The organism is Pseudomonas sp. CJQ_9, assembly GCF_043106615.1.
GTDB classification, from domain to species: Bacteria; Pseudomonadota; Gammaproteobacteria; order Pseudomonadales; family Pseudomonadaceae; genus Aquipseudomonas; species Aquipseudomonas juntendi.
Genome location: NZ_JBICMS010000092.1, coordinates 1 through 19130, shown reverse-complemented (window position 1 = coordinate 19130; position 19130 = coordinate 1). Strand labels below are relative to the sequence as shown.

The window sequence follows — 19130 nt, the reverse complement described above, 5'->3', positions numbered from 1 at the left end:
CTGCGGGCTTACAGGCCCGATCACTGCTTTGGCCACGACAGACCTAGACCAGGCCGCCCGGAAAACCACCGCAATGGCACCAAGGCGGTAGGTTGGTATTGCAGAAACGGCCTACACGAAAGGGCACGCAATTGATTATTGGCCGGCTAACCGATCTACAACAATGGCGCTTCCCTCGACGTTCTCGGCTTTAGATCCGCGACGGCAGATGGTGAGCGCCCCCTTTTTCCCTGCTAAGTGATCTCAACCCCTCAATTTTTACTGAATGTTTTGCTTCCTCAACCCTACGCAAACTCTAACCTGCTAATTATTAGATGATTTTCTAAATATTCCGAAATAATGTAGGACTTAAACCTCAAGCACCGGTAACCATTCTTACGAGAACTTTCCGCTATAAGCCCGGCGCTGATCTTGAACCCAGAAAAAAACAAGTGATACAACAGTGACGCGCTGAAAGGCGTTCTCAAATCAACTTCATAGGAGTACCAACCATGGGACGTCGTCGTTCTGAAATCCACATTCCTTGACAGCGATCAGATCCTGGAATCGATCGCCCCGTATGATGACTGGTTGCTCAAGTCCATACCACCTGGTTGCCGAACACCTTCCCTCAGCTTTCAGGCACTGAATACGTACGACGATATAACCATTCCCGCTATATTGGTTGCACCGTGCTCCAAAAACATTGATGAAATAGAGAAAACTGCAGGGGGCTTCCTCGCCAAATATGCCACCAATTCTGGCACAGCACTTGGTTGCACCGAGAACGAAGCTTTACTGCACGCGATAAATGAAGCTCTCGAACGCCACGCACTCTCCATGTACTATCTGTCACTTTGCGGCCTGACTTCCCCACCAAAACTCTACAAACCCTCGAGTTCTTTTCTGGAAGAAACATTTGGCCATGACAGCAAGTTGATCCGCCAGATACATAAACTGGAAATATACCTGACCCACGATTTCTATGATGTTCCATTTTGCATCGCTGTTTCTCGCTGCAAAAAAGAAGGTTCACTCAGTAGCGTAGGTTCCGGTAGCTCTATCAATCCCGGCATTGCACTGTACCGTGCCGTGACGGAGCAAATTCAGTGCGCGGAACTTTCTGGGCCAGAAGAAAAACAAGAAGACCAAGCCGTCGCAAAAATTCTGGCGCACTCAACCCGACTTTCGGCACTTCTACACCCATGCCCCAGGTACGCGGTACCCGCTTTTCACCCTCCCCGAACTGACCTCAGCGTGCGCGGACAAGTCAAGCGAACGCTGATCAATCTGGAAAAACAAAATACGGCCGCATTCTATCGCACTCTTTATGAGCACCCGAACTTCGCTACCGTTGTCCAGGTGTTCATACCCGGACTCGAACGATTCCACCTTATCAGGTCAGGTATCCCAGTCGCGCCGCAGAGCGCGCTCAAAGGCATAAGGCAATGACATGCATCTCTATAAAGGCATTCTCGCCGCCCTAGGTGCGACGCTACTCCTGAAAATCGCGACCGTCGTACCGGCCCTAGTCTTGGCCGACATCATTGACAACCTGGCCGCTTCAGCGGCGTCTTCCCAGCTTTTGCTCGGAGCCTTCATATGCCTGGTAGCATTACAAGCGTCAATGACCCCTTTGCAGGCTTGGTGCCTGGCGCGACTTTGCCAAGAACGCGTGAAGCAACTTTCCATCCGCTGGTGCCGCGAATTGCTGGACAAACGCTTCGAGGCCTATGGACAACTCCATGGCGGAACACTGGTGAAAGTGCTGGATAGGGGGATTACCGCACAGGAGCGGTGGCTAGGCTTTTTGATTGGCTCGGCATGGCCGGTGTTGGCCGAGGCTGCAGTGCTGATAACCCTATTCGCTTACTTGGGGGCAACTTCGGTGTTGATCGGCCTCATCCCTTTGAGCCTTGTCTACCTATGGGCCAACGATCGCCTGGTGCGCTGGCGCCGACCACATATTGAGGCAGTGAACGCGCGCGAGGATGAGCTGGCGGAACAATGGGTAGATACTTTCGCCAGCGCGACAACGGTCAAACTGGAAAAGGCCGAGGATGCCGCAATGCTCCCGGTCAATCAGACGCTTTCGCACTATGCCGAATCAGCAGTGCAGGTAGCTTACAGTGGGGGTTGGATACAGAGCCTGCGCACCCTATTCATAGGCCTGGGCAGTGGCGGTTTACTCATGTGGGGTATCCATGATCAGGGTCTGGCAACACCGCAGCTGAGCTTGGGCGAGTTAGTTGCTCTCTTTACCTTGGTGAGCGGATTGCTGGCAGGGGTTGCGCAACTCGCTGAGGCTTGGCGATTGGTAGATCAGTTTCGGCTAGACAAGCGCAAGCTCGAGCACTGGCTCCAGCTCCCCTCATTTGGCCCGGCACGCACTATTGAGGCGACGTCCCACGGAAAGGGCGCCGGCCTGAGCATCGCCCCGTGCCAGTTGCGCGCTCGAGATGCTGTACAACTTCACATCGAAGAACCCTTGGTACTGCACAAAGGAGAACGGGTCGCGCTGATAGGGCCCAGCGGATGTGGCAAATCGACACTTTTGCATACGTTAGCGGGAACGATTTTCCCGTTACGTAAAGAGGTTTATCTGCAAGGCAGGTGCCTGGCGTCGCTCGACGCGAGAGAACAGTTCAGTCGCTTACGACTCTGTCCTCAGGATACGCATTTCATACCCGGCTCCCTGCCCCGCGCGGTGCTGTTCGAGCAAACTCATGATCGCGCTCAAATCGAGCGATGGCTTGAACGGTTGGGCCTGAGCAAAGACTGGTACGAACTTGATCTGGATGCACGCGCAGAATCGATTTCCGGCGGCGAAGCACGCAGGCTGACGCTGCTACGCCTTCTCAATCAGCCTGGGGAATTCAATTTCTTTGATGAACCTACAGCTGGGCTCGATGCCGGGTCGGCAGAGCGCACTTGGGATCTGTTGTTTGAGGCATTCAACGGAAGAGGGCTGGTTTGTGTGACGCATGATCAGAGCGTGCTGTCGCGGTTTGACCGGGTTATCACCATGAGCGAGGGTCGGATCATCGGCCAAATGCAAACGAACATCGCTCAGAATCCCCCGCTAGCCGGCGTTCCTTACAGCTTGTAGGAGCGGCCTTGCGTCGCGGTGGGCTGCGCAGCAGCCCCAGGATTCAGTGCAAATGCAAACAGTGTGGGGGCTGCTGCGCAGCCCATCGCGACGCAAGGCCGCTCCTACAGTGAGTTATTCATCATCATCGAAGTTGTACATGCCCGGCGCGAGGTTTTCGAAGCGGGTGTACTTGCCGATAAACGCCAAACGGACAAAGCCGATCGGGCCGTTACGCTGCTTACCGATGATGATTTCCGCCACGCCCTTGTGCTCGGTCTCGGGGTGGTACACCTCGTCGCGGTACACGAACATGATCACGTCGGCGTCCTGCTCGATTGCACCGGACTCACGCAAGTCGGAGTTCACCGGGCGCTTGTTCGGGCGTTGTTCCAGCGAGCGGTTCAGCTGCGACAGGGCGATGACCGGGCAGTTGAATTCCTTTGCCAAAGCTTTGAGCGAGCGGGAAATCTCGGAAATTTCGTTGGTGCGGTTATCACCGGCCGAACCCGGAATCTGCATCAGTTGCAGGTAATCGACCATGATCATGGCGATTTCGCCGTGTTCACGGGCCAGGCGGCGGGTGCGCGCGCGCATTTCCGAGGGGCTGATGCCCGCGGTGTCGTCGATGAACAACTTGCGGTCGTTGAGCAGGTTCACCGCCGAGGTCAACCGCGGCCAGTCATCGTCGTCCAGCTGGCCGGAACGGACCTTGGTCTGGTCGATGCGGCCCAGCGAAGACAGCATACGCATGATCAGCGACTCACCTGGCATTTCCAGCGAGAACACCAGCACGGCCTTGTCGGTACGCAGTACGGCGTTTTCCACCAGGTTCATGGCAAAGGTGGTCTTGCCCATCGACGGGCGGCCAGCAACGATGATCAAGTCGGCCGCCTGCAGGCCGCTGGTCTTCTCGTCCAAGTCGGTAAAGCCGGTGGATACACCGGTAATGTCGCTGTCGGAGTTGAACAAGGTGTCGATACGGTCGATGGCCATGGTCAACAGCTCGTTGACCCCCACTGGGCCACCGGTTTTCGGCCGGGCCTCGGCAATCTGGAAAATCTGCCGCTCGGCATCGTCGAGGATTTCTTCGGCGTTGCGCCCTTGCGGGTTGAAGGCGTTGTCGGCGATGTCGGTACTGATGCTGATCAGCTGGCGCAACGTGGCGCGCTCGCGAATGATCGCGGCATAGGCCTTGATGTTCGCCACCGACGGCGTGTTCTTGGCCAGTTCGGCCAGGTACGCCAGGCCGCCGACTTGCGAAGACAGGCCTTCCTTGTCCAGTTGCTCGTGCAGGGTAACCACGTCGAATGGCTGGTTGGCGTCGGCCAACTTGTGCACGGCACGGAAGATCAGGCGGTGGTCATGCCGATAGAAATCGCCGTCCGATACCTGATCCAGCACCCGCTCCCAGGCGTTGTTGTCCAGCATCAGGCCACCGAGCACGGCCTGTTCGGCCTCGATGGAATGCGGCGGCACCTTGAGGGCTGCGGTTTGCAGGTCTAGCTGTTCGGAAGTGGTGATCTCGTTCATGGCCACGAAAGAATTCTGGAGGACGAAAAAGACAAAGGGCACGGCCTGTAGGAAACAGGACCGTGCCCGATGTTAACTGCCTGGCTCGCAGGGAGCCAGTCAGTCAGCGCAGCTTAGGCAGCTACGACAACCACACGTACAGTGGCTTCAACGTCGCTGTGCAGGTGCACAGCTACGTCGTATTCGCCAACCTGACGGATAGTGCCGTTCGGCAGACGAACTTCAGCTTTAGCCACTTCAACGCCAGAGGCGGTCAGGGCGTCAGCGATGTCGTGGGTGCCGATCGAACCGAACAGCTTGCCTTCGTCGCCAGCGGTGGCAGTGATGGTCACTTCCAGCTCGGCCAGTTGGGCAGCGCGGCTTTCAGCCGAAGCTTTCTTGTCAGCGGCTGCTTTTTCCAGCTCGGCACGACGCTCTTCGAACGCAGCCAGGTTGGCGGCGTTGGCAACGGTGGCCTTGCCGAATGGCAGCAGGAAGTTACGGCCGTAACCAGCCTTAACTTTTACTTTGTCGCCCAGGTTGCCCAGGTTAGCGACTTTTTCCAGCAGGATCAGTTCCATTTGGTAAAACCTCTTAACTTTTAACCTTCACCGTTCGCGGAGTCATTCCCCTTGGGGGACTTGCGACCGCGAAAATCAATCAGGCTGTCGACAATGGCCAAAACCACCAGCAACGGATAAATCAGCTGCATGATCAGCGGCAACGTCACGTACATGCCCACCAGCCAGAAACCGGCGAGTCGCCCCTGTGCCACCAGCCCGTGCATCAACGCGATGCCGGCCAGCACCAGTACCAGGCTGGAAGCCGATGCCAGAATGATGAACTGCGGACCGATAAACGGCGCCACCACCATCACTGCCACCAAGACCGACATGGTCTGTTTCGGCAACTTCAGTTCGCGAAACTCGCGACCGAAGCCTCCAGGGTTGTACAACGCTGCTTGCCAATAGCGCGCCAGCATCAACGCCAGCACACTGAACAATTGCACCGTCACTGCTGTGGAGGCGACCAGCACAGGGCGGATCAGCTCACCGGAAAGCACGGGCTCCCCTTCGATTTTCGGCATGGCTTCGGCAAACGCCTTGGCCAGCATATCGAAGGTCTGCGCCAGTGCCAGATCAAGCACGAGGCTGAAAGCCACGGCGAACACGGCACTGGCGAGCAACACCCGGCTCCAGGGATGCTCGGCACGCAACATGGCGGCCAAGGCCAGGGCACCCGCAATCACCAGAAAGGTGATGGGATCGCCCATGACCCACACAGCCAGCCCGGCGAGCAAGCCGCCGACGATGACCGATGTAGCATCCCTGAAGCCACGCCGCAGCAGCACAAGGCTGCCGGCAGCGGCACTCAACCAGAACAGCAGCGGCAGTACCGCGCTGATGACCACCACCAGGGTGGCCTGCATACGACCGCGCATGATGAAACTTGCTAACGCTCGCATGCTAATCCCTTACTGCTTGTCGACGGCCCGGTCTCAGCGGCCGTGGCTGTCGGTGTAGGGCAGCAGGGCCAGGAAGCGGGCGCGCTTGATAGCGGTAGCCAGCTGACGCTGATAACGAGCTTTGGTACCGGTGATACGGCTTGGAACGATCTTGCCGGTTTCGGATACGTAAGCTTTCAGGGTGTTGAGATCTTTGAAGTCGATCTCTTTCACGTCTTCAGCAGTGAAGCGGCAGAATTTACGACGACGGAAGAAACGTGCCATTTAATAGGCTCCTCTAAAGGTCCGTGGATTACTCGTCAGCGTTATCGCTGGAGTCGCTGTCATTGCTGTCGTCGCCTTCGGCGGAGTCAGCATGCTCAGGACGCTCGCGACGCTCACGGCGCTCGCTGCGGTTCTCTTCAGCCTTCAGCATCTCGGACTGGCCGGTAACGGCTTCGTCACGACGGATGACCAGGTTACGGATCACGGCATCGTTGTAGCGGAAGTTGTCTTCCAGCTCGGCCAGGGCCTTGCCGGTGCACTCAACGTTCAGCATCACGTAGTGAGCCTTGTGAACATTGTTGATTGCGTAGGCCAGTTGACGACGGCCCCAGTCTTCCAGGCGGTGGATTTTGCCACCATCTTCTTCGATCAGCTTGGTGTAACGCTCAACCATGCCGCCGACTTGTTCGCTCTGGTCCGGGTGAACCAGGAAGATGATTTCGTAATGACGCATGAATGCTCCTTACGGGTTAGTAGTCTGCCAGTGAATCTGGTCAGACAAGGAGTGAATGACACTGTATGTCTTGCACGGAGGGGAGGCACATGAGCGCCTGCCAGCTCGGCAAGGGGCGCAATTGTAGAGAAGGCGTTGCGCACAAGCAAGGCAATTGGCGAATATTTGAACAGCCTGAAACATATTCACATGGCGTCAAAGCCCCATTCGCGGGTAACCCCGCTCCCACAGGAAATCTGCAATGCCAGAGGCAGCAGCGAACCTGTGGGAGCGGGCATGCCCGCGAAAGGGCCGGTACAGGCTGAAGATCAGCGCTTGGCCTGGCGCTGACGCACGGCCTCAAACAGGCACACGCCCGTGGCGACCGACACGTTAAGGCTGCTGACGCTGCCGCTCATCGGCAATTTCACCAGGAAGTCGCAATGTTCGCGGGTGAGGCGGCGCATGCCCTTGCCTTCAGCGCCCATGATCATCACCAGCGGCCCGGTCAGGTCTTGCTGGTAGATCTCCTGCTCGGCCTCACCCGCGGTACCGACCACCCACAGGCCACGTTGCTGCAGTTTCTCCAGCGTGCGCGCCAGGTTGGTGACAGCCACCAGCGGAATGACCTCGGCAGCGCCGCAGGCCACCTTGCGCACCACCGGGGTCAGGGTAGCCGACTTGTCCTTGGGCACGATCACTGCCGTGGCGCCGGCCGCATCGGCAGTACGCAGGCAGGCGCCAAGGTTGTGCGGGTCGGTCACGCCGTCCAGCACCAGGATCAGCGGCGGGGTTTCCGTGCGCTCGAGCAACTCTTCGAGCATCAGTTCGCCCCACACCTGGCTAGGGCTGACCTCGGCGACAACGCCCTGGTGCACACCCTCGACCCAGGCATCCATTTCGCGGCGCTCGGCCTGGCCAACCGCCACGCGGTTCTCCGCGGCCAGTGCCAACAATGCCTGCAGGCGTGGCTCGCTGCGCCCTTCCGACAGCCAGATCTGCTTGACCCGCTTCGGATGGTGCTGCAGCAATGCCTGCACGGCGTGCACGCCGTAGATCTTTTCCAGCTGACTCATGACTTGCTCTTGCTCTTGCGTGGCGCACCGGACTTCGGTGGGCCTTTACGGTGCTTGGTCGGTTTGCCGGTGGCCTTGCCACCTTTGTCCGACTTACTGCTGGCGTGGCCGCCCGTGCGCGCCTCGCTCATCAGCGCCTTTTTCATCTCGCGGCTCTTGCGCACTTCGGCATTACGCTGCACGGCGTCTTTCGGGAAGTAGGCTTCGGCGGCCTCGCTTTTACGGCTGCGCGGCTTGGGCGTGGCCTTCGCCTCGCTCAGCGGCGGCTGCTCGGCCTGGTCAACTGCTGGCGCGGCGCCGCGCTGCTTGCGACCGATAGGTGCCGCCAGGGTCGACTGGGCCACTTCGAAGTCGATCTTGCGCTCGTCCAGGTCTACCCGCATGACCTTCACTTCGATGGTGTCGCCCAAGCGGAAACTGCGGCCGGTGCGCTCGCCGGACAGGCGGTGGTGCACCGGGTCGAAGTGGTAGTAGTCGCCCGGCAGCGCACTGACATGCACCAGGCCTTCCACGTAGATATCGGTCAACTCGACGAACAGGCCGAAGCCGGTCACGGCGGTGATCACACCCGGGAAGGTCTCGCCCACGCGGTCTTTCATGAACTCGCACTTGAGCCAGTTGACCACGTCGCGGGTGGCTTCGTCGGCCCGGCGCTCGGTCATCGAGCACTGCTCACCCAGTTGCTCGAGGGTGTTCTCGTCGTACGGGTAAATGCGCGCCTTGGGAATGCTCATGGCACCGGCCCGCTTGACGTGCGGGGTGTCGACCTTGGAGCGGATGATGCTGCGAATGGCGCGGTGCACCAGCAGGTCCGGGTAACGGCGGATCGGCGAGGTGAAGTGGGTGTAAGCCTCGTAGTTGAGGCCGAAGTGGCCATTGTTCTCGGTGCTGTACACGGCCTGGCTCAGCGAGCGCAGCATCACCGTCTGGATCAGGTGGAAGTCCGGGCGCCCGGCGATGCTCGCCAGCAGGGCCTGGTAATCCTTCGGCGACGGGTCCTTGCCTTTGTGCAGGCTGAGGCCCAGTTCGCCAAGGAAGGCGCGCAGTTTTTCCAGACGCTCCGGCGGCGGGCCGTCGTGCACACGGTACAGGGCTGGCACGCCGTGCTTCTGCAGGAACTCGGCAGTGGCCACGTTGGCAGCCAGCATGCACTCTTCGATCAGCTTGTGGGCATCGTTGCGCACGGTCGGGCGGATTTCCGCGATCTTGCGCTCGTCACCGAAGATGATGCGGGTTTCCTGGGTCTCGAAGTCGATGGCGCCACGGGTGTGACGCGCTTCCACCAGCACCTTGTACAGGTTGTACAGGTTCTTCAGGTCTGGCACGACCGCCTTGTACTCTTCGCGCAGCGCCTTGCCTTCACGGGTGCGCGAGTGCTCGAGCATGCTGCTGACCTTGTTGTAGGTCAGGCGGGCGTGGGAGTGGATAACGCCTTCGTAGAACTGATAGTCGACCATCTGGCCGGCCTTGTTCATGGTCATTTCGCAGACCATGGCCAGGCGATCGACGTGCGGGTTCAGCGAGCACAGGCCGTTGGACAGCTCCTCGGGGAGCATCGGCACCACGCGCTCGGGGAAGTACACCGAGTTGCCGCGCTGCTGCGCTTCGACGTCCAGGGCCGAACCCAGGCGTACATAGCTGGACACGTCGGCAATGGCCACATACAAGCGCCAGCCACCGGAGAACAGGCGCAGCTTGCCCAACGGCTCGCAGTACACGGCGTCGTCGAAGTCGCGGGCATCTTCACCGTCGATGGTGACGAACGGCAGGTGACGCAGGTCGATGCGCTTCTCTTTGTCCTTGTCTTCGACTTCAGAGCGGAACTTGCGCGCTTCCTTGATCACGTCCTTGGGCCACACATGGGGGATATCGTAGCTGCGCAGGGCAACGTCGATTTCCATGCCGGGGGCCATGTAGTTGCCAATGACCTCCACCACGTCGCCTTGCGGCTGGAAGCGCGGGGTTGGCCAATGGGTGATCTTGATCTCGACGAACTGGCCGATCTTGGCACCACCGTTGCGCCCCGCAGTCACCAGCACTTCTTGCTGGATCTTGGGGTTGTCGGGAGTCACGTAGCCGATGCCGCCTTCTTCGAAGTAGCGGCCGACCACGCTTTCGTGGGCGCGGGAGATGACCTCGACCAGCACGCCTTCGCGACGGCCGCGGCGGTCCACGCCGGACACGCGCGCCAGGCCGCGGTCACCGTCGAACACCAGGCGCATCTGCGACGGGCTGAGGAACAGGTCTTCGCTGCCGTCATCTGGAATAAGGAACCCGAAGCCGTCGCGGTGGCCAGAGACCCGGCCGCAGATCAGGTCCAGCTTGTCTACCGGGGCATAAGTGCCGCGCCGGGTATAGATAAGCTGGCCATCGCGCTCCATGGCACGCAGACGGCGGCGCAAGGCTTCGATCTGGTCTTCTTCATACAGACCAAATTCTTTCGCCAGCTCCTCGCGTGCGGCGGGCTCGCCACGGTCGGCAAGGCGTTGCAGGATCAGCTCACGGCTGGGAATGGGGTTATCGTATTTTTCCGCTTCGCGAGCGGCCTCGGGATCGAGGGATTGCCAATCGGCCATCAGAAGGGGTTCACCTTGGGGTATATAGATAGGAATTCTGGCATAGGCGTATTGAAACCGGAAATGTCGGCCTTGGACAGCCCCCGCTGCAGTGCGTAAACAGCAGGAATAGGCCAGTGGAATCAACAAGTTGAAATTTTTGAATTTTTTTTTGCCAAGGGGGTTTACAGCCCCCCAAGCCGTCCGTATAGTGCGCACCACAACGACGGACTAGCCCGAAGTTGTAATAGAGATTAGCGGCGCTGTAAAGCACCAAATAATCTCGAATGTGTGCCCAGGTGGCGGAATTGGTAGACGCGCTGGTTTCAGGTATCAGTGACCGCAAGGTCGTGGAAGTTCGAGTCTTCTCCTGGGCACCAAGTATTTCAAGTAACAGATGACCAAGGATCTGTTACTACTGTGTGAAAGCGAACGATTGTCGCCTTCTCCAGATGATGTAAAGCTTTGCCCAGGTGGCGGAATTGGTAGACGCGCTGGTTTCAGGTATCAGTGACTTAACGGTCGTGGAAGTTCGAGTCTTCTCCTGGGCACCATACAAAAACCCACTAGCTTGCTAGTGGGTTTTTTCTTGCCTGCGATTTTTGTACCCTCCCCCCCCCTTGCACCATGGTCTGACGATGAATTTATCGTCACCCGGCCACATGAGAAACGATTTCGTTTACCATTGTTTCCAAATATGTTGCCGTAAGCGAGGAAGTACCCGCATGACGATCCGCCCGCAACCGCTGATGCGTACCTTGGCCGCCGCCGTGCTGAGCCTGGTCATCGGCGCTCCGGCCGCCATGGCTGACGCACCGGTCACCCTGACCATGTACAACGGCCAGCACAAGGAAATCGGCGAAGCCATCGCCAAGGCCTACGAGGCCAAGACCGGTATCCACATCAATATCCGTAAAGGCAGCAGCAACCAGCTGGCCAGCCAGATCATCGAGGAAGGCGATCGCTCGCCGGCCGACATCATCTACACCGAAGAATCGCCACCGCTGAACAACCTGGGCGAGCTGGGCCTGCTGGCGAAAATCGACGACGCCACGCTGAACATGCTGCCCAAGGAATATGTGGCTGCCAACGGCACCTGGATGGGCGTTACCGCGCGCACCCGCGTGGTGGTCTACAACCCGAAGAAGATCGACGAGAAAGACCTGCCGACCACCGTCATGGACTTCGCCAACCCTGACTGGGAAGGCCGCGTAGGCTATGTACCGACCAGCGGTGCGTTCCAGGAGCAGGCCGTTGCCATCCTGAAGATGCACGGGCGTGAAGCCACCGAAGAATGGCTGACCGGCCTGAAGGCCTTCGGCAAGACCTACACCAACAACATGGTCGCGCTGAAGGCCGTGGAAAAAGGCGAAGTGGCTGCCGTACTGGTGAACAACTATTACTGGTATGCCCTGGAGCGTGAGCGCGGCAAGCTCGATTCGAAACTGTACTACCTGGCCGACGGCGACGCCGGCAATCTGGTGACCATCTCGGGCGCCGCGGCCGTGAAGGCCAGCAAGCACCCGAAAGAGGCCCAGGCCCTGCTCAACTGGATGGCCAGCGAAGAAGGCCAGCGCGTGATCACCCAGACCACCGCCGAGTACCCATTGCACAAGGGCATGGTCTCGGACCGCGGCCTGAAACCGTTCGATGAACTGCGCCCGCCGAAGATTTCGCCAGCTGACCTGGGTAATGCCGAAGAAGCCATCGAGCTGGAACGCGAGGTCGGCCTGCTCTGATGACCGCCGCCCTGTCCACCCCGCTGCCGGTACGCTTCGTACCGCGCCGCAAGCGCCCTTCGATCTGGGTCGTGCTGCCTGTGCTGTTCCTGGTGGCGATGAGCTTGCTGCCCCTGGCTTATGTGGCGATCAAAGCCTGGGAAGCCGGCTGGCACGAAGCCCTGTACTTGCTGTGGCGGCCCTTTGTCTGGGGGCTGATGCGCAATACCCTGCTGCTGATGGTCGGGGTAACGCTGACCTGCATGGTGGTCGGCCTGGCGCTGGCCTGGCTGCTGGAGCGCAGCAACCTGGCCGGTCGCCGGCTGTGGGGGGTGCTGCTGTGCCTGCCGTTTGCCGTACCGTCGTTCGTCAGCAGCTTCACCTGGGTATCGCTTAGCTCGGACTTCGAAGGGTTGGGCGGGGCGATCATGGTCATGGCCCTGTCCAAGTACCCGCTGGTGTTCCTGCCGGTGGCCGCGACCCTGCGCAATCTCGACACCTCCCTGGAGGAGTCGGCGCGCACCCTGGGTTGTAGCCGCTGGGGCGTATTCACCAAGGTGACCCTACCCCTGCTGTGGCCATCAATGCTCGGCGGTGCCCTGCTGATTGCCCTGCACATGCTGGTGGAGTTCGGTGCGCTGTCGATTCTCGGCCTGCAAACCTTCACCACGGCGATTTACCAGCAGTTCGAACTGGAGTTCAGCAACGCCAACGCGGCCATGTTGTCTGCCGTCCTGTTGGCGATGTGCCTGGTGATGCTGTGGCTGGAGCTGCGCGTGCGCGGCAAGGCCCGCCATGTACGCATCGGCCAGGGCGTGGCACGCCGTGCACAACCGGTGCGGCTGCGTGGTTGGGCAGTGCCGGCGCAGCTGTTCTGCCTGGGCCTGGCAGTGCTGGGCAGCGGCATTCCCCTGGCCATGCTCGGCTACTGGCTTAGCGTAGGTTCGTCAGCGGCATTCCCGGTGGCGGCCATTTCCAAGGCGCTGTTCACCTCACTGTCGGTGTCACTTGGCGGTGCCGGCTTCTGCGTGCTGTTGGCGCTGCCGATCAGCTTCCTGGTGGTGCGCTACAAAGGCCGCCTGGCGATCTGGGCCGAGCGCCTGCCGTACCTGCTGCACGCCCTGCCCGGCCTGGTGATCGCCCTGACCCTGGTGTTCTTCGCCTTGCACTATGTGCCGGCGCTGTACCAGACCACGGCACTGTTGCTGCTGGCCTATGCACTGCTGTTCCTGCCGCTGGCGCAATCGCCGGTGCGCACCGCGCTGAACAAGGCTTCGCCAACGCTGGAAGAAGCTGCGCGTACGCTGGGTGCGAGCAGTTTTGCCGCGTTCTGCCGGGTGACCCTACCGATTATCTTCCCGGCCATGGCGGCAGCGTTTGCCCTGGTGTTCCTGGATGCCATGAAAGAGCTTACGGCAACGCTGCTGCTCAGCCCGACCGGCATGACCACCCTGGCGACCGAGGTGTGGGCGCATACGGCAAACGTCGAGTTCGCGGCGGCGGCGCCTTATGCGGCATTGCTGATTGTGGTGTCGGGGTTGCCGGTGTATTTGCTGACTACGCGGATGTACCTGAACAAGGCTTGAAAGCTTGCCCAGGCTGCCATGTGGCCTGGGCACAAGCCTGAGTACTTGAGACTTCATCACAAGTTCACTTTAAAACTCCCACCAGCCAGTTGAAAGCAAAGAACAAGGTCGTCGACACTACAAGCCCCATCCAAGACGGCAACAAAACTCTTTTAATAGGCCTTGGAAAATTCTCGAGATCTGAAACATCTGCCACACCTTTTCGAACAAACAACCCTGGAATCATCAGCATATTTGCCGCCAGGCAAGTACGCATTAATTTTCCAACAAGACCAGCCGCTGAAAAGTTTTCCCTGTTACTCTGAATATACTTGCATTTCGCTAAAGCTTTTTCGATAGCCTCTATAGATCGACAAGCTAAGTAAACCATCACACACACGCTGATTGCCATACAAGCGAGCAGGATAGACGCGATTATCGTCAAAGCTTCGGCACTCATTCTCGCACTCTTCCTTCAGGCCCGGCTGACACTATACCCCGGTGCCTGGCACTGCACTAGTAGGTAACTAACCAAGACTATTGTGCGAAATTCCTTACAAATTTAACGATGAAGACAGCTCGCTTCCGCTCACCGCAGGCTCCAGCCGAAAACTACTAATAGCCTACCAATTTCAACCACACCCAAAGACCAATGAGCGATAAAAAAACAGCCACATGAACAAACCACAAGCCAACTAGCATACGCCGCAAACCACCAGGAAACCTCTTTACATCCTGACGATCCAGAAGGCCTTTACGAATACAAATCGCCCTCATCGACAACATGACGGACGCCGAACCGGTACGCATCACTTTACCTAGCAAGCCGGCGGAGCTAAAAATCCTTTTGTTACCCGAAACCATTGAACTATTAGAAAGTAACGATTCTATGTAATTTACATAACGAACTGAAATATAAATCCACACAAATATGACTATAAACATAGCTACCATCAAAGGAAGACCTAACCACCTCGTGTCGAAGCTAGTCATTGCGGCACCTCATATAACAACTCACCAACCATCTCACCGATATCACCTACGGCCGTACCGCCTATAGCACCACCAACAGCACCGCCAATCACAGTACACGCGAGAGCCCCCGGACCTCCAGCAGTCACACCGAGGAAAAGCACGCATCCAGCACCACCTATAAATCCACCAATCGATCCGCCAGCGATTGATCCACCTGTACTGCCAACCAGAGAGCCTCCTTCTACATACTTGGCCCTTCTGCAGTCTTCAGGACGCCCAAAGGTACACGCATGATGGATACTCAGTCCCGTTGACGCCACATCGAGCCCCAAACCGATGTAAGTACCCTTCTTTATCAAATTCGCTGCTTTCTATACACCCGCGACCTTCTCGGCATATCCAGCAATCTCACCTGTATGTAGATAGCTCTTGGTGGATATCTCAAGCGTTCTTTTCATCGAGCCTTTTTTTCGTAAGCCTGAACCATGCGCAGCCACTTTGTTCAGTTGCTCCTCCAACTTAACAAACAACGCCATTCGCTTGGTATAAAATTCTTCACGCGCTTTCAGTGTTCCACCTTTCAAATACTCCCGATGTAACATCTCGATTTCTTCCAAAGTCTTCTTGATCGCTTCAAGGTATCTGCTCCAGCCGTCGCTCACAGCGCCAGCTCCCATGGAAGCATGGGCGAGCAGGCTTTTCAAAAACTCGTAGTTATCCAGAAGAAAGTCATCTACCCCTGCGCCGTTAATCTCAAGCTGATGATGTATTCCCGCCGCCTTAGCCATCAAGAGTGCTTCATGACCTGTGCACATGGGCGTGCTGGGATCACCAACAATCACAAGCTACCCGCCGACAACCACACCATTGGCGATATGTGCATTCAGCACATCAAACTTGGCCCGCTGATTGGCCGACATGGGCGTGCCAGCCTTCAGCGACTCATACGATTGCGCCTGAGGATTGATAAAGCTGCGTGCCTCGGACATGGTCGCACCTCACGCGTACTTCTTGTTGTTGATGCGGTCCCAACCCCCAGTGACATTACCGCCGGCGCTGCCATCGAGACGTTTCTGCCGGGTGTAGGTTGTCTTGATGCGCCCGTAGTTCAGCTGCACCACTTCAATTGGCACGCCGGCGCTGGCGCTCTGGACATAATCGGCAATGATCACTTCCTCCAGCACCACTTCGTAGTACTTGAGCTTTTCGGTACCGGCACGGCACACCACCAGCTTCACTTCCTTCAGGTGCTGCCCGGCACAGCTAGCCTCCAGCAGCTTGCAGCTAGCACTGTCCAGGTATTTGGTGAAGGTAAAGTTGGTGAGTGTGGTGCGGCCTGATGATGCGCCACCCGCTGAGCTTGCGGTGGCAGAGGTGCTCTGATTGGCACCGAACTTGTAGCCGATGATTTCGATCCAGTTGGCGTACTGCTCGTCCAGTGCTTCGCCAGTGATTCCCGCGATTTGAATATAAGCGTCGAAAGCCATGCTTACCACTCCTTGGTAAAAATTGGGCTGATAACGACGATGTTCCGCCATCGCCGTCCTGAGGTTGTTCCTGAAGAAAGCGGCGAAGTTTGCCGAGTGCCTTCAGGCAAGATCGACACTAGCTCCCTGCGTCTAGCGCTGCAACAGCAAACACTCTAACGAGACCTATTCGGGAAATATCCTACAATTTTGAGGAAGATGCAGACTTGATCACGTAAATGAATGTTTCACCTTCATATTCAGCGCTGTCTACAAATTCGCCAACATCCGACGCACAATCAGGCCATGTACCTGGCCAACCGGCAGCATGTACAGCCGGCCAAAGGCATTGAAACACCGCACCGACGTGGTCACTTTCAAGCGCTGCCCATTCACATCCATGCAGACCATCACCGCCAAGTGCGTATCGCGCGACGTCAGCACCAGTTGCTGGTCGCTGATGGCCTCGACAGTGAAGAAGTCCAGATGCTCGCCGTCGGCTGGCACATGCCCAGGATTCTGGGGAGTGAGGCCATGGATATCGGCGACATTGAATCGACGCGAGATGAAGTCACGAATGCGGAAGGCCTTGGCCAGCCAGGCGGGAACATCCGAGGTCATGGCGCAGTAGGCTTGCAGGGCGGTCATCGGGGCAGTGAGCTGTATGCTGGCACTGTGGAGAAAATCGAGGTCTGCCTGGGCGGCGACCAATTGGGCGGACATGAGCAACTCCCTTTGTCATGTGTCGCTGACAGCATAGCAACATGACTCGCTGTAGGAGCGGCCTTGTGTCGCGAAAGGGCCGCGAAGCGGCCCCAGCAATAGATGTGTTTACGCGAATATCCTGGGACCGCTTTGCGGTCCTTTCGCGACGCAAGGCCGCTCCCACAAGAAGAGACTGCGCAGGATTCAGGCCCGGAACTGGCCCAGGCTGGCGCGTAGCTGAGCCGCCAAGTCATCCAGCACCTTGCTGCTGGCCGTGGTCTGCATCACCACCTCAGCCGAGCGTTCGGCCTGGGCATGGATGTTCTCCACCCGCCCCCGCACCGCCTGTGCGCCATGGGCCTGTTGTTCGGCAGCGCGAGTCGCCAAACCAATGGCCGCGTGAACTTGCTCCACCGCAGCCTGCACCGACTGCTGGCGACGTTCGTTGTCGCGCAGCACCAACAGGCCTTCACTGGCCTTGAGCCCGGCCTGGCTGATAGTAGCCACGGCCTCCTTGGCGCCCTTCTGTAACGCGGCGATGTGCGACTGTATATCGCCAGTGGAGCTTTGTGTCTTGCTCGCCAGCGCCCGCACCTCATCGGCCACCACGGCAAACCCGCGCCCGGTCTCACCTGCCCGGGCCGCCTCGATGGCGGCGTTCAAGGCCAGCAGGTTGGTCTGCTCGGCGATGCCGTGAATAACCGTCAGCACCACTTCGATCTGCTCACTCTGCTTGGCCAGGCGCTCGATCACCTGGGAGCCCGTCTCCACTTGGCCGGCCAGGTTCTCGATCAAGCTCGCCAGCTGGGTCGAGCTGCGGCTGTTCTCGTCGGTGGCCTGGCGAATATCCACCACCTGCTGCAGAGCCGCCTGCATCGCATGGCTTTCGGCCTGCGCCTCATCGGCCATGCTCGACAGGTCACGCAGGCTGGCTGCCACTTCATCACGCTGCAGCGCGGCAGCAGCATCGGCGCCGGCATTGCGCTGGGCCATCGCGCCTATCTCCACGCCGGTACGCTGCGCCACTTCGCCCGCCTCTCGCACGATTGGCTGCAGCTTGTCGACAAAACGGTTCACCGCCGAGGCCATGTCGCCAATTTCATCGCGGCTGTCGAGCGGCACGCGCTTGGTCAGGTCGCCCTCGCCCGCCGCAAGGTCATTCAGGGCAGTTATCAACAGGCGCAACTTGCTCAGCACCCGGCGCCCCAGCACCACGGCCACGACCAGCAATACACCTAGCCCCACCACCGCTAGGCCCAGGCCGATGCGCCAGCGCAGCTCGGCAGCGGCATCGCGTACGGTCTGCGCAGTGTTGACCTGCATTGCCGCTGCACTGCCCTGTGCTTTCTCCAGGCGTTCGCGCAAGGTGTTGCCGCTGTCGGCGGCAGCACCGTTCAGGCTGTCGCCAACCAACTGTTCACCACTGGCAATCAGCGCCGAAAAGCGCTGGTCAAGGGCCTTGAGTTCCTGGTCGATGCCTGCGGTGGAAACCCCCATGACCACTTTGCCGATTTCCGCACCATTGGGGTTGATCGGCGCTTCCACGAAGTACACCGCCGGGTCGCGCCGGGCGGCGTCGATCACCTTGTCCAGCGCGCGCTCGCCTTGGCCTTTCTCCATCAACGCCTGGTTGATCGGGTTTTGCCGGTTCAGGTAGCGGGTCAAGTGCTGGCCCTGGGCGTCGTCGTAGATCACAAACAGCACATTGGGATTGCGCTGGGCGCGGCGGGCGAAGTCGGAGAGTACCGGCACGTCGTTATCCCAGATCGCCCGCGGGGCGACCGAGGCCAGTAACTCGGCCATGTCGCTGGCCGAATCCTTGAGGTTCTTCTCCAGGGTGCTGCGCAGTTGCTGCTGCTCGCTTTGCAGGCGCGTCGCCAACCCCGCGCTGAGGCGCTGGCGAGTGCTGCTGGACAGGCCGTCGAGGCCCGAACGTACATCTTGCCCGGCTTGCTCCAGCTCGCTGGCGAGTTGGCGGCTGTCATTACCCAGGCGCTCGCCAAGGTCGGCCTCCAGGGCAGTCACCGTGCTGCGGGTGAGGGCAACGGCAACCAGCACCTGCACCAAAAGCGCGATACCAAGGGCAACAAACACAGGCCGCAGAAGGCGGCTTCGTAACAGTGAGAGGATGGCAGACACGTTGTAACCCTCGTGTTTTCTGGCGCCACTATTTTGATGGCATCGTCAGATGTTTCTTACAGCAAGGGTTGTGCCGGGGGGAGCAGGGATATGCGCCAAGGTTGAGCAACGGGGTTGCCTGGGCTGGTCCTATCGCCGGCAAGCCAGCTTCCACAGCAAGCCCACAGCGCTCAAGGCAGGCATACGCCAC

16 protein-coding genes, 2 tRNA genes and 2 pseudogenes are annotated in these 19130 nt (G+C 58.9%); 6 read left to right on the top strand and 14 right to left on the bottom strand.

Annotated features, from left to right (window positions below):
• Nucleotides 1-570 precede the first annotated feature (570 nt).
• Together ACF8SD_RS19260 and ACF8SD_RS19255 are read left to right on the top strand one after the other, a co-directional pair.
• Nucleotides 571-1431, top strand: a complete 861-nt coding sequence (locus ACF8SD_RS19260; RefSeq protein ID WP_392484987.1) for a YcaO-like family protein — start codon at nucleotides 571-573, stop codon at nucleotides 1429-1431.
• A 1-nt stretch (nucleotide 1432) separates the two neighbouring features.
• Nucleotides 1433-3088: an ATP-binding cassette domain-containing protein gene (locus ACF8SD_RS19255; protein WP_392484986.1), complete on the top strand. Its 1656-nt coding sequence runs from the start codon at nucleotides 1433-1435 to the stop codon at nucleotides 3086-3088.
• A 114-nt stretch (nucleotides 3089-3202) separates the two neighbouring features.
• Here the strand turns inward: ACF8SD_RS19255 and dnaB are convergent, their stop codons facing one another.
• The 7 genes from dnaB to rnr all read right to left on the bottom strand — a co-directional run bounded on the left by dnaB (nucleotide 3203) and on the right by rnr (nucleotide 10393).
• The gene (dnaB, locus tag ACF8SD_RS19250) at nucleotides 3203-4600 is read right to left on the bottom strand and encodes a replicative DNA helicase (RefSeq protein WP_009681285.1); all 1398 of its coding nucleotides are present in this window, start codon (nucleotides 4598-4600) and stop codon (nucleotides 3203-3205) included.
• 113 nt (nucleotides 4601-4713) lie between these two features.
• Nucleotides 4714-5160, bottom strand: a complete 447-nt coding sequence (gene rplI / locus ACF8SD_RS19245; protein ID WP_003249568.1) for a 50S ribosomal protein L9 — start codon at nucleotides 5158-5160, stop codon at nucleotides 4714-4716.
• A 20-nt stretch (nucleotides 5161-5180) separates the two neighbouring features.
• Entirely contained in the window at nucleotides 5181-6044 is an 864-nt protein-coding gene (locus ACF8SD_RS19240; RefSeq protein WP_173891265.1) for a hypothetical protein, read from the bottom strand.
• 33 nt (nucleotides 6045-6077) lie between these two features.
• Complete coding sequence (gene rpsR / locus ACF8SD_RS19235) at nucleotides 6078-6308, bottom strand: 30S ribosomal protein S18 (RefSeq protein ID WP_003249563.1); 231 nt, start codon at nucleotides 6306-6308, stop codon at nucleotides 6078-6080.
• A gap of 28 nt (nucleotides 6309-6336) precedes the next feature.
• Complete coding sequence (gene rpsF / locus ACF8SD_RS19230) at nucleotides 6337-6762, bottom strand: 30S ribosomal protein S6 (protein WP_003249557.1); 426 nt, start codon at nucleotides 6760-6762, stop codon at nucleotides 6337-6339.
• Between the two features lie 308 nt (nucleotides 6763-7070).
• A complete protein-coding gene (gene rlmB, locus ACF8SD_RS19225; protein ID WP_029887883.1) occupies nucleotides 7071-7817 on the bottom strand; it encodes a 23S rRNA (guanosine(2251)-2'-O)-methyltransferase RlmB in 747 nt (248 codons plus the stop codon).
• Nucleotides 7814-10393: a ribonuclease R gene (gene rnr, locus ACF8SD_RS19220; protein ID WP_392484985.1), complete on the bottom strand. Its 2580-nt coding sequence runs from the start codon at nucleotides 10391-10393 to the stop codon at nucleotides 7814-7816. Before rnr ends, rlmB begins: the two co-directional genes overlap by 4 nt.
• Before the next feature lie 272 nt (nucleotides 10394-10665).
• Here rnr and ACF8SD_RS19215 point away from each other — a divergent pair.
• The 4 genes from ACF8SD_RS19215 to ACF8SD_RS19200 all read left to right on the top strand — a co-directional run bounded on the left by ACF8SD_RS19215 (nucleotide 10666) and on the right by ACF8SD_RS19200 (nucleotide 13676).
• Nucleotides 10666-10752, top strand: a tRNA-Leu gene (locus ACF8SD_RS19215).
• An 87-nt stretch (nucleotides 10753-10839) separates the two neighbouring features.
• A tRNA-Leu gene (locus tag ACF8SD_RS19210) sits at nucleotides 10840-10926 on the top strand.
• A gap of 171 nt (nucleotides 10927-11097) precedes the next feature.
• Entirely contained in the window at nucleotides 11098-12111 is a 1014-nt protein-coding gene (locus ACF8SD_RS19205) for an extracellular solute-binding protein (RefSeq protein ID WP_009681291.1), read from the top strand.
• The gene (locus ACF8SD_RS19200) at nucleotides 12111-13676 is read left to right on the top strand and encodes an iron ABC transporter permease (protein WP_173891267.1); all 1566 of its coding nucleotides are present in this window, start codon (nucleotides 12111-12113) and stop codon (nucleotides 13674-13676) included. Before ACF8SD_RS19205 ends, ACF8SD_RS19200 begins: the two co-directional genes overlap by 1 nt.
• Nucleotides 13677-13740: 64 nt before the next feature.
• On the opposite strand, the gene ACF8SD_RS19195 is transcribed toward ACF8SD_RS19200, so the two are convergent.
• The 7 genes and pseudogenes from ACF8SD_RS19195 to ACF8SD_RS19165 form a co-directional block, all read right to left on the bottom strand.
• Nucleotides 13741-14115, bottom strand: a complete 375-nt coding sequence (locus ACF8SD_RS19195) for a hypothetical protein (protein WP_156326626.1) — start codon at nucleotides 14113-14115, stop codon at nucleotides 13741-13743.
• 155 nt (nucleotides 14116-14270) lie between these two features.
• Complete coding sequence (locus ACF8SD_RS19190; protein WP_033690021.1) at nucleotides 14271-14648, bottom strand: hypothetical protein; 378 nt, start codon at nucleotides 14646-14648, stop codon at nucleotides 14271-14273.
• Nucleotides 14645-15619: pseudogene (locus ACF8SD_RS19185) on the bottom strand (hypothetical protein). Before ACF8SD_RS19185 ends, ACF8SD_RS19190 begins: the two are co-directional and overlap by 4 nt.
• 9 nt (nucleotides 15620-15628) lie before the next feature.
• A complete protein-coding gene (locus tag ACF8SD_RS19180) occupies nucleotides 15629-16117 on the bottom strand; it encodes a type VI secretion system tube protein Hcp (RefSeq protein WP_173891752.1) in 489 nt (162 codons plus the stop codon).
• Nucleotides 16118-16366: 249 nt separating this feature from the next.
• Nucleotides 16367-16819: a DUF2867 domain-containing protein gene (locus ACF8SD_RS19175; RefSeq protein WP_392484984.1), complete on the bottom strand. Its 453-nt coding sequence runs from the start codon at nucleotides 16817-16819 to the stop codon at nucleotides 16367-16369.
• A 186-nt stretch (nucleotides 16820-17005) separates the two neighbouring features.
• On the bottom strand, nucleotides 17006-17794 hold the full coding sequence (locus tag ACF8SD_RS19170; protein ID WP_370649526.1) for a methyl-accepting chemotaxis protein: 789 nt from the start codon (nucleotides 17792-17794) through the stop codon (nucleotides 17006-17008).
• A 69-nt stretch (nucleotides 17795-17863) separates the two neighbouring features.
• Nucleotides 17864-18124 (bottom strand): annotated as a pseudogene (locus ACF8SD_RS19165) (HAMP domain-containing protein); the annotation flags it as partial.
• Between the last annotated feature and the right edge of the window lie 1006 nt (nucleotides 18125-19130).

Bases quoted from the DNA above. Each gene is read 5' to 3' on its own strand.
- ACF8SD_RS19255 (WP_392484986.1), top strand. From the start codon at position 1,433: ATGCATCTCTATAAAGGCATTCTCGCCGCCCTAGGTGCGACGCTACTC.
- dnaB (WP_009681285.1), bottom strand. From the start codon at position 4,600: ATGAACGAGATCACCACTTCCGAACAGCTAGACCTGCAAACCGCAGCC.
- rplI (WP_003249568.1), bottom strand. From the start codon at position 5,160: ATGGAACTGATCCTGCTGGAAAAAGTCGCTAACCTGGGCAACCTGGGC.
- ACF8SD_RS19240 (WP_173891265.1), bottom strand. From the start codon at position 6,044: ATGCGAGCGTTAGCAAGTTTCATCATGCGCGGTCGTATGCAGGCCACC.
- rpsR (WP_003249563.1), bottom strand. From the start codon at position 6,308: ATGGCACGTTTCTTCCGTCGTCGTAAATTCTGCCGCTTCACTGCTGAA.
- rpsF (WP_003249557.1), bottom strand. From the start codon at position 6,762: ATGCGTCATTACGAAATCATCTTCCTGGTTCACCCGGACCAGAGCGAA.
- rlmB (WP_029887883.1), bottom strand. From the start codon at position 7,817: ATGAGTCAGCTGGAAAAGATCTACGGCGTGCACGCCGTGCAGGCATTG.
- rnr (WP_392484985.1), bottom strand. From the start codon at position 10,393: ATGGCCGATTGGCAATCCCTCGATCCCGAGGCCGCTCGCGAAGCGGAA.
- ACF8SD_RS19205 (WP_009681291.1), top strand. From the start codon at position 11,098: ATGACGATCCGCCCGCAACCGCTGATGCGTACCTTGGCCGCCGCCGTG.
- ACF8SD_RS19200 (WP_173891267.1), top strand. From the start codon at position 12,111: ATGACCGCCGCCCTGTCCACCCCGCTGCCGGTACGCTTCGTACCGCGC.
- ACF8SD_RS19195 (WP_156326626.1), bottom strand. From the start codon at position 14,115: ATGAGTGCCGAAGCTTTGACGATAATCGCGTCTATCCTGCTCGCTTGT.
- ACF8SD_RS19190 (WP_033690021.1), bottom strand. From the start codon at position 14,648: ATGACTAGCTTCGACACGAGGTGGTTAGGTCTTCCTTTGATGGTAGCT.
- ACF8SD_RS19180 (WP_173891752.1), bottom strand. From the start codon at position 16,117: ATGGCTTTCGACGCTTATATTCAAATCGCGGGAATCACTGGCGAAGCA.
- ACF8SD_RS19175 (WP_392484984.1), bottom strand. From the start codon at position 16,819: ATGTCCGCCCAATTGGTCGCCGCCCAGGCAGACCTCGATTTTCTCCAC.
- ACF8SD_RS19170 (WP_370649526.1), bottom strand. From the start codon at position 17,794: ATGGCCCAGCGCAATGCCGGCGCCGATGCTGCTGCCGCGCTGCAGCGT.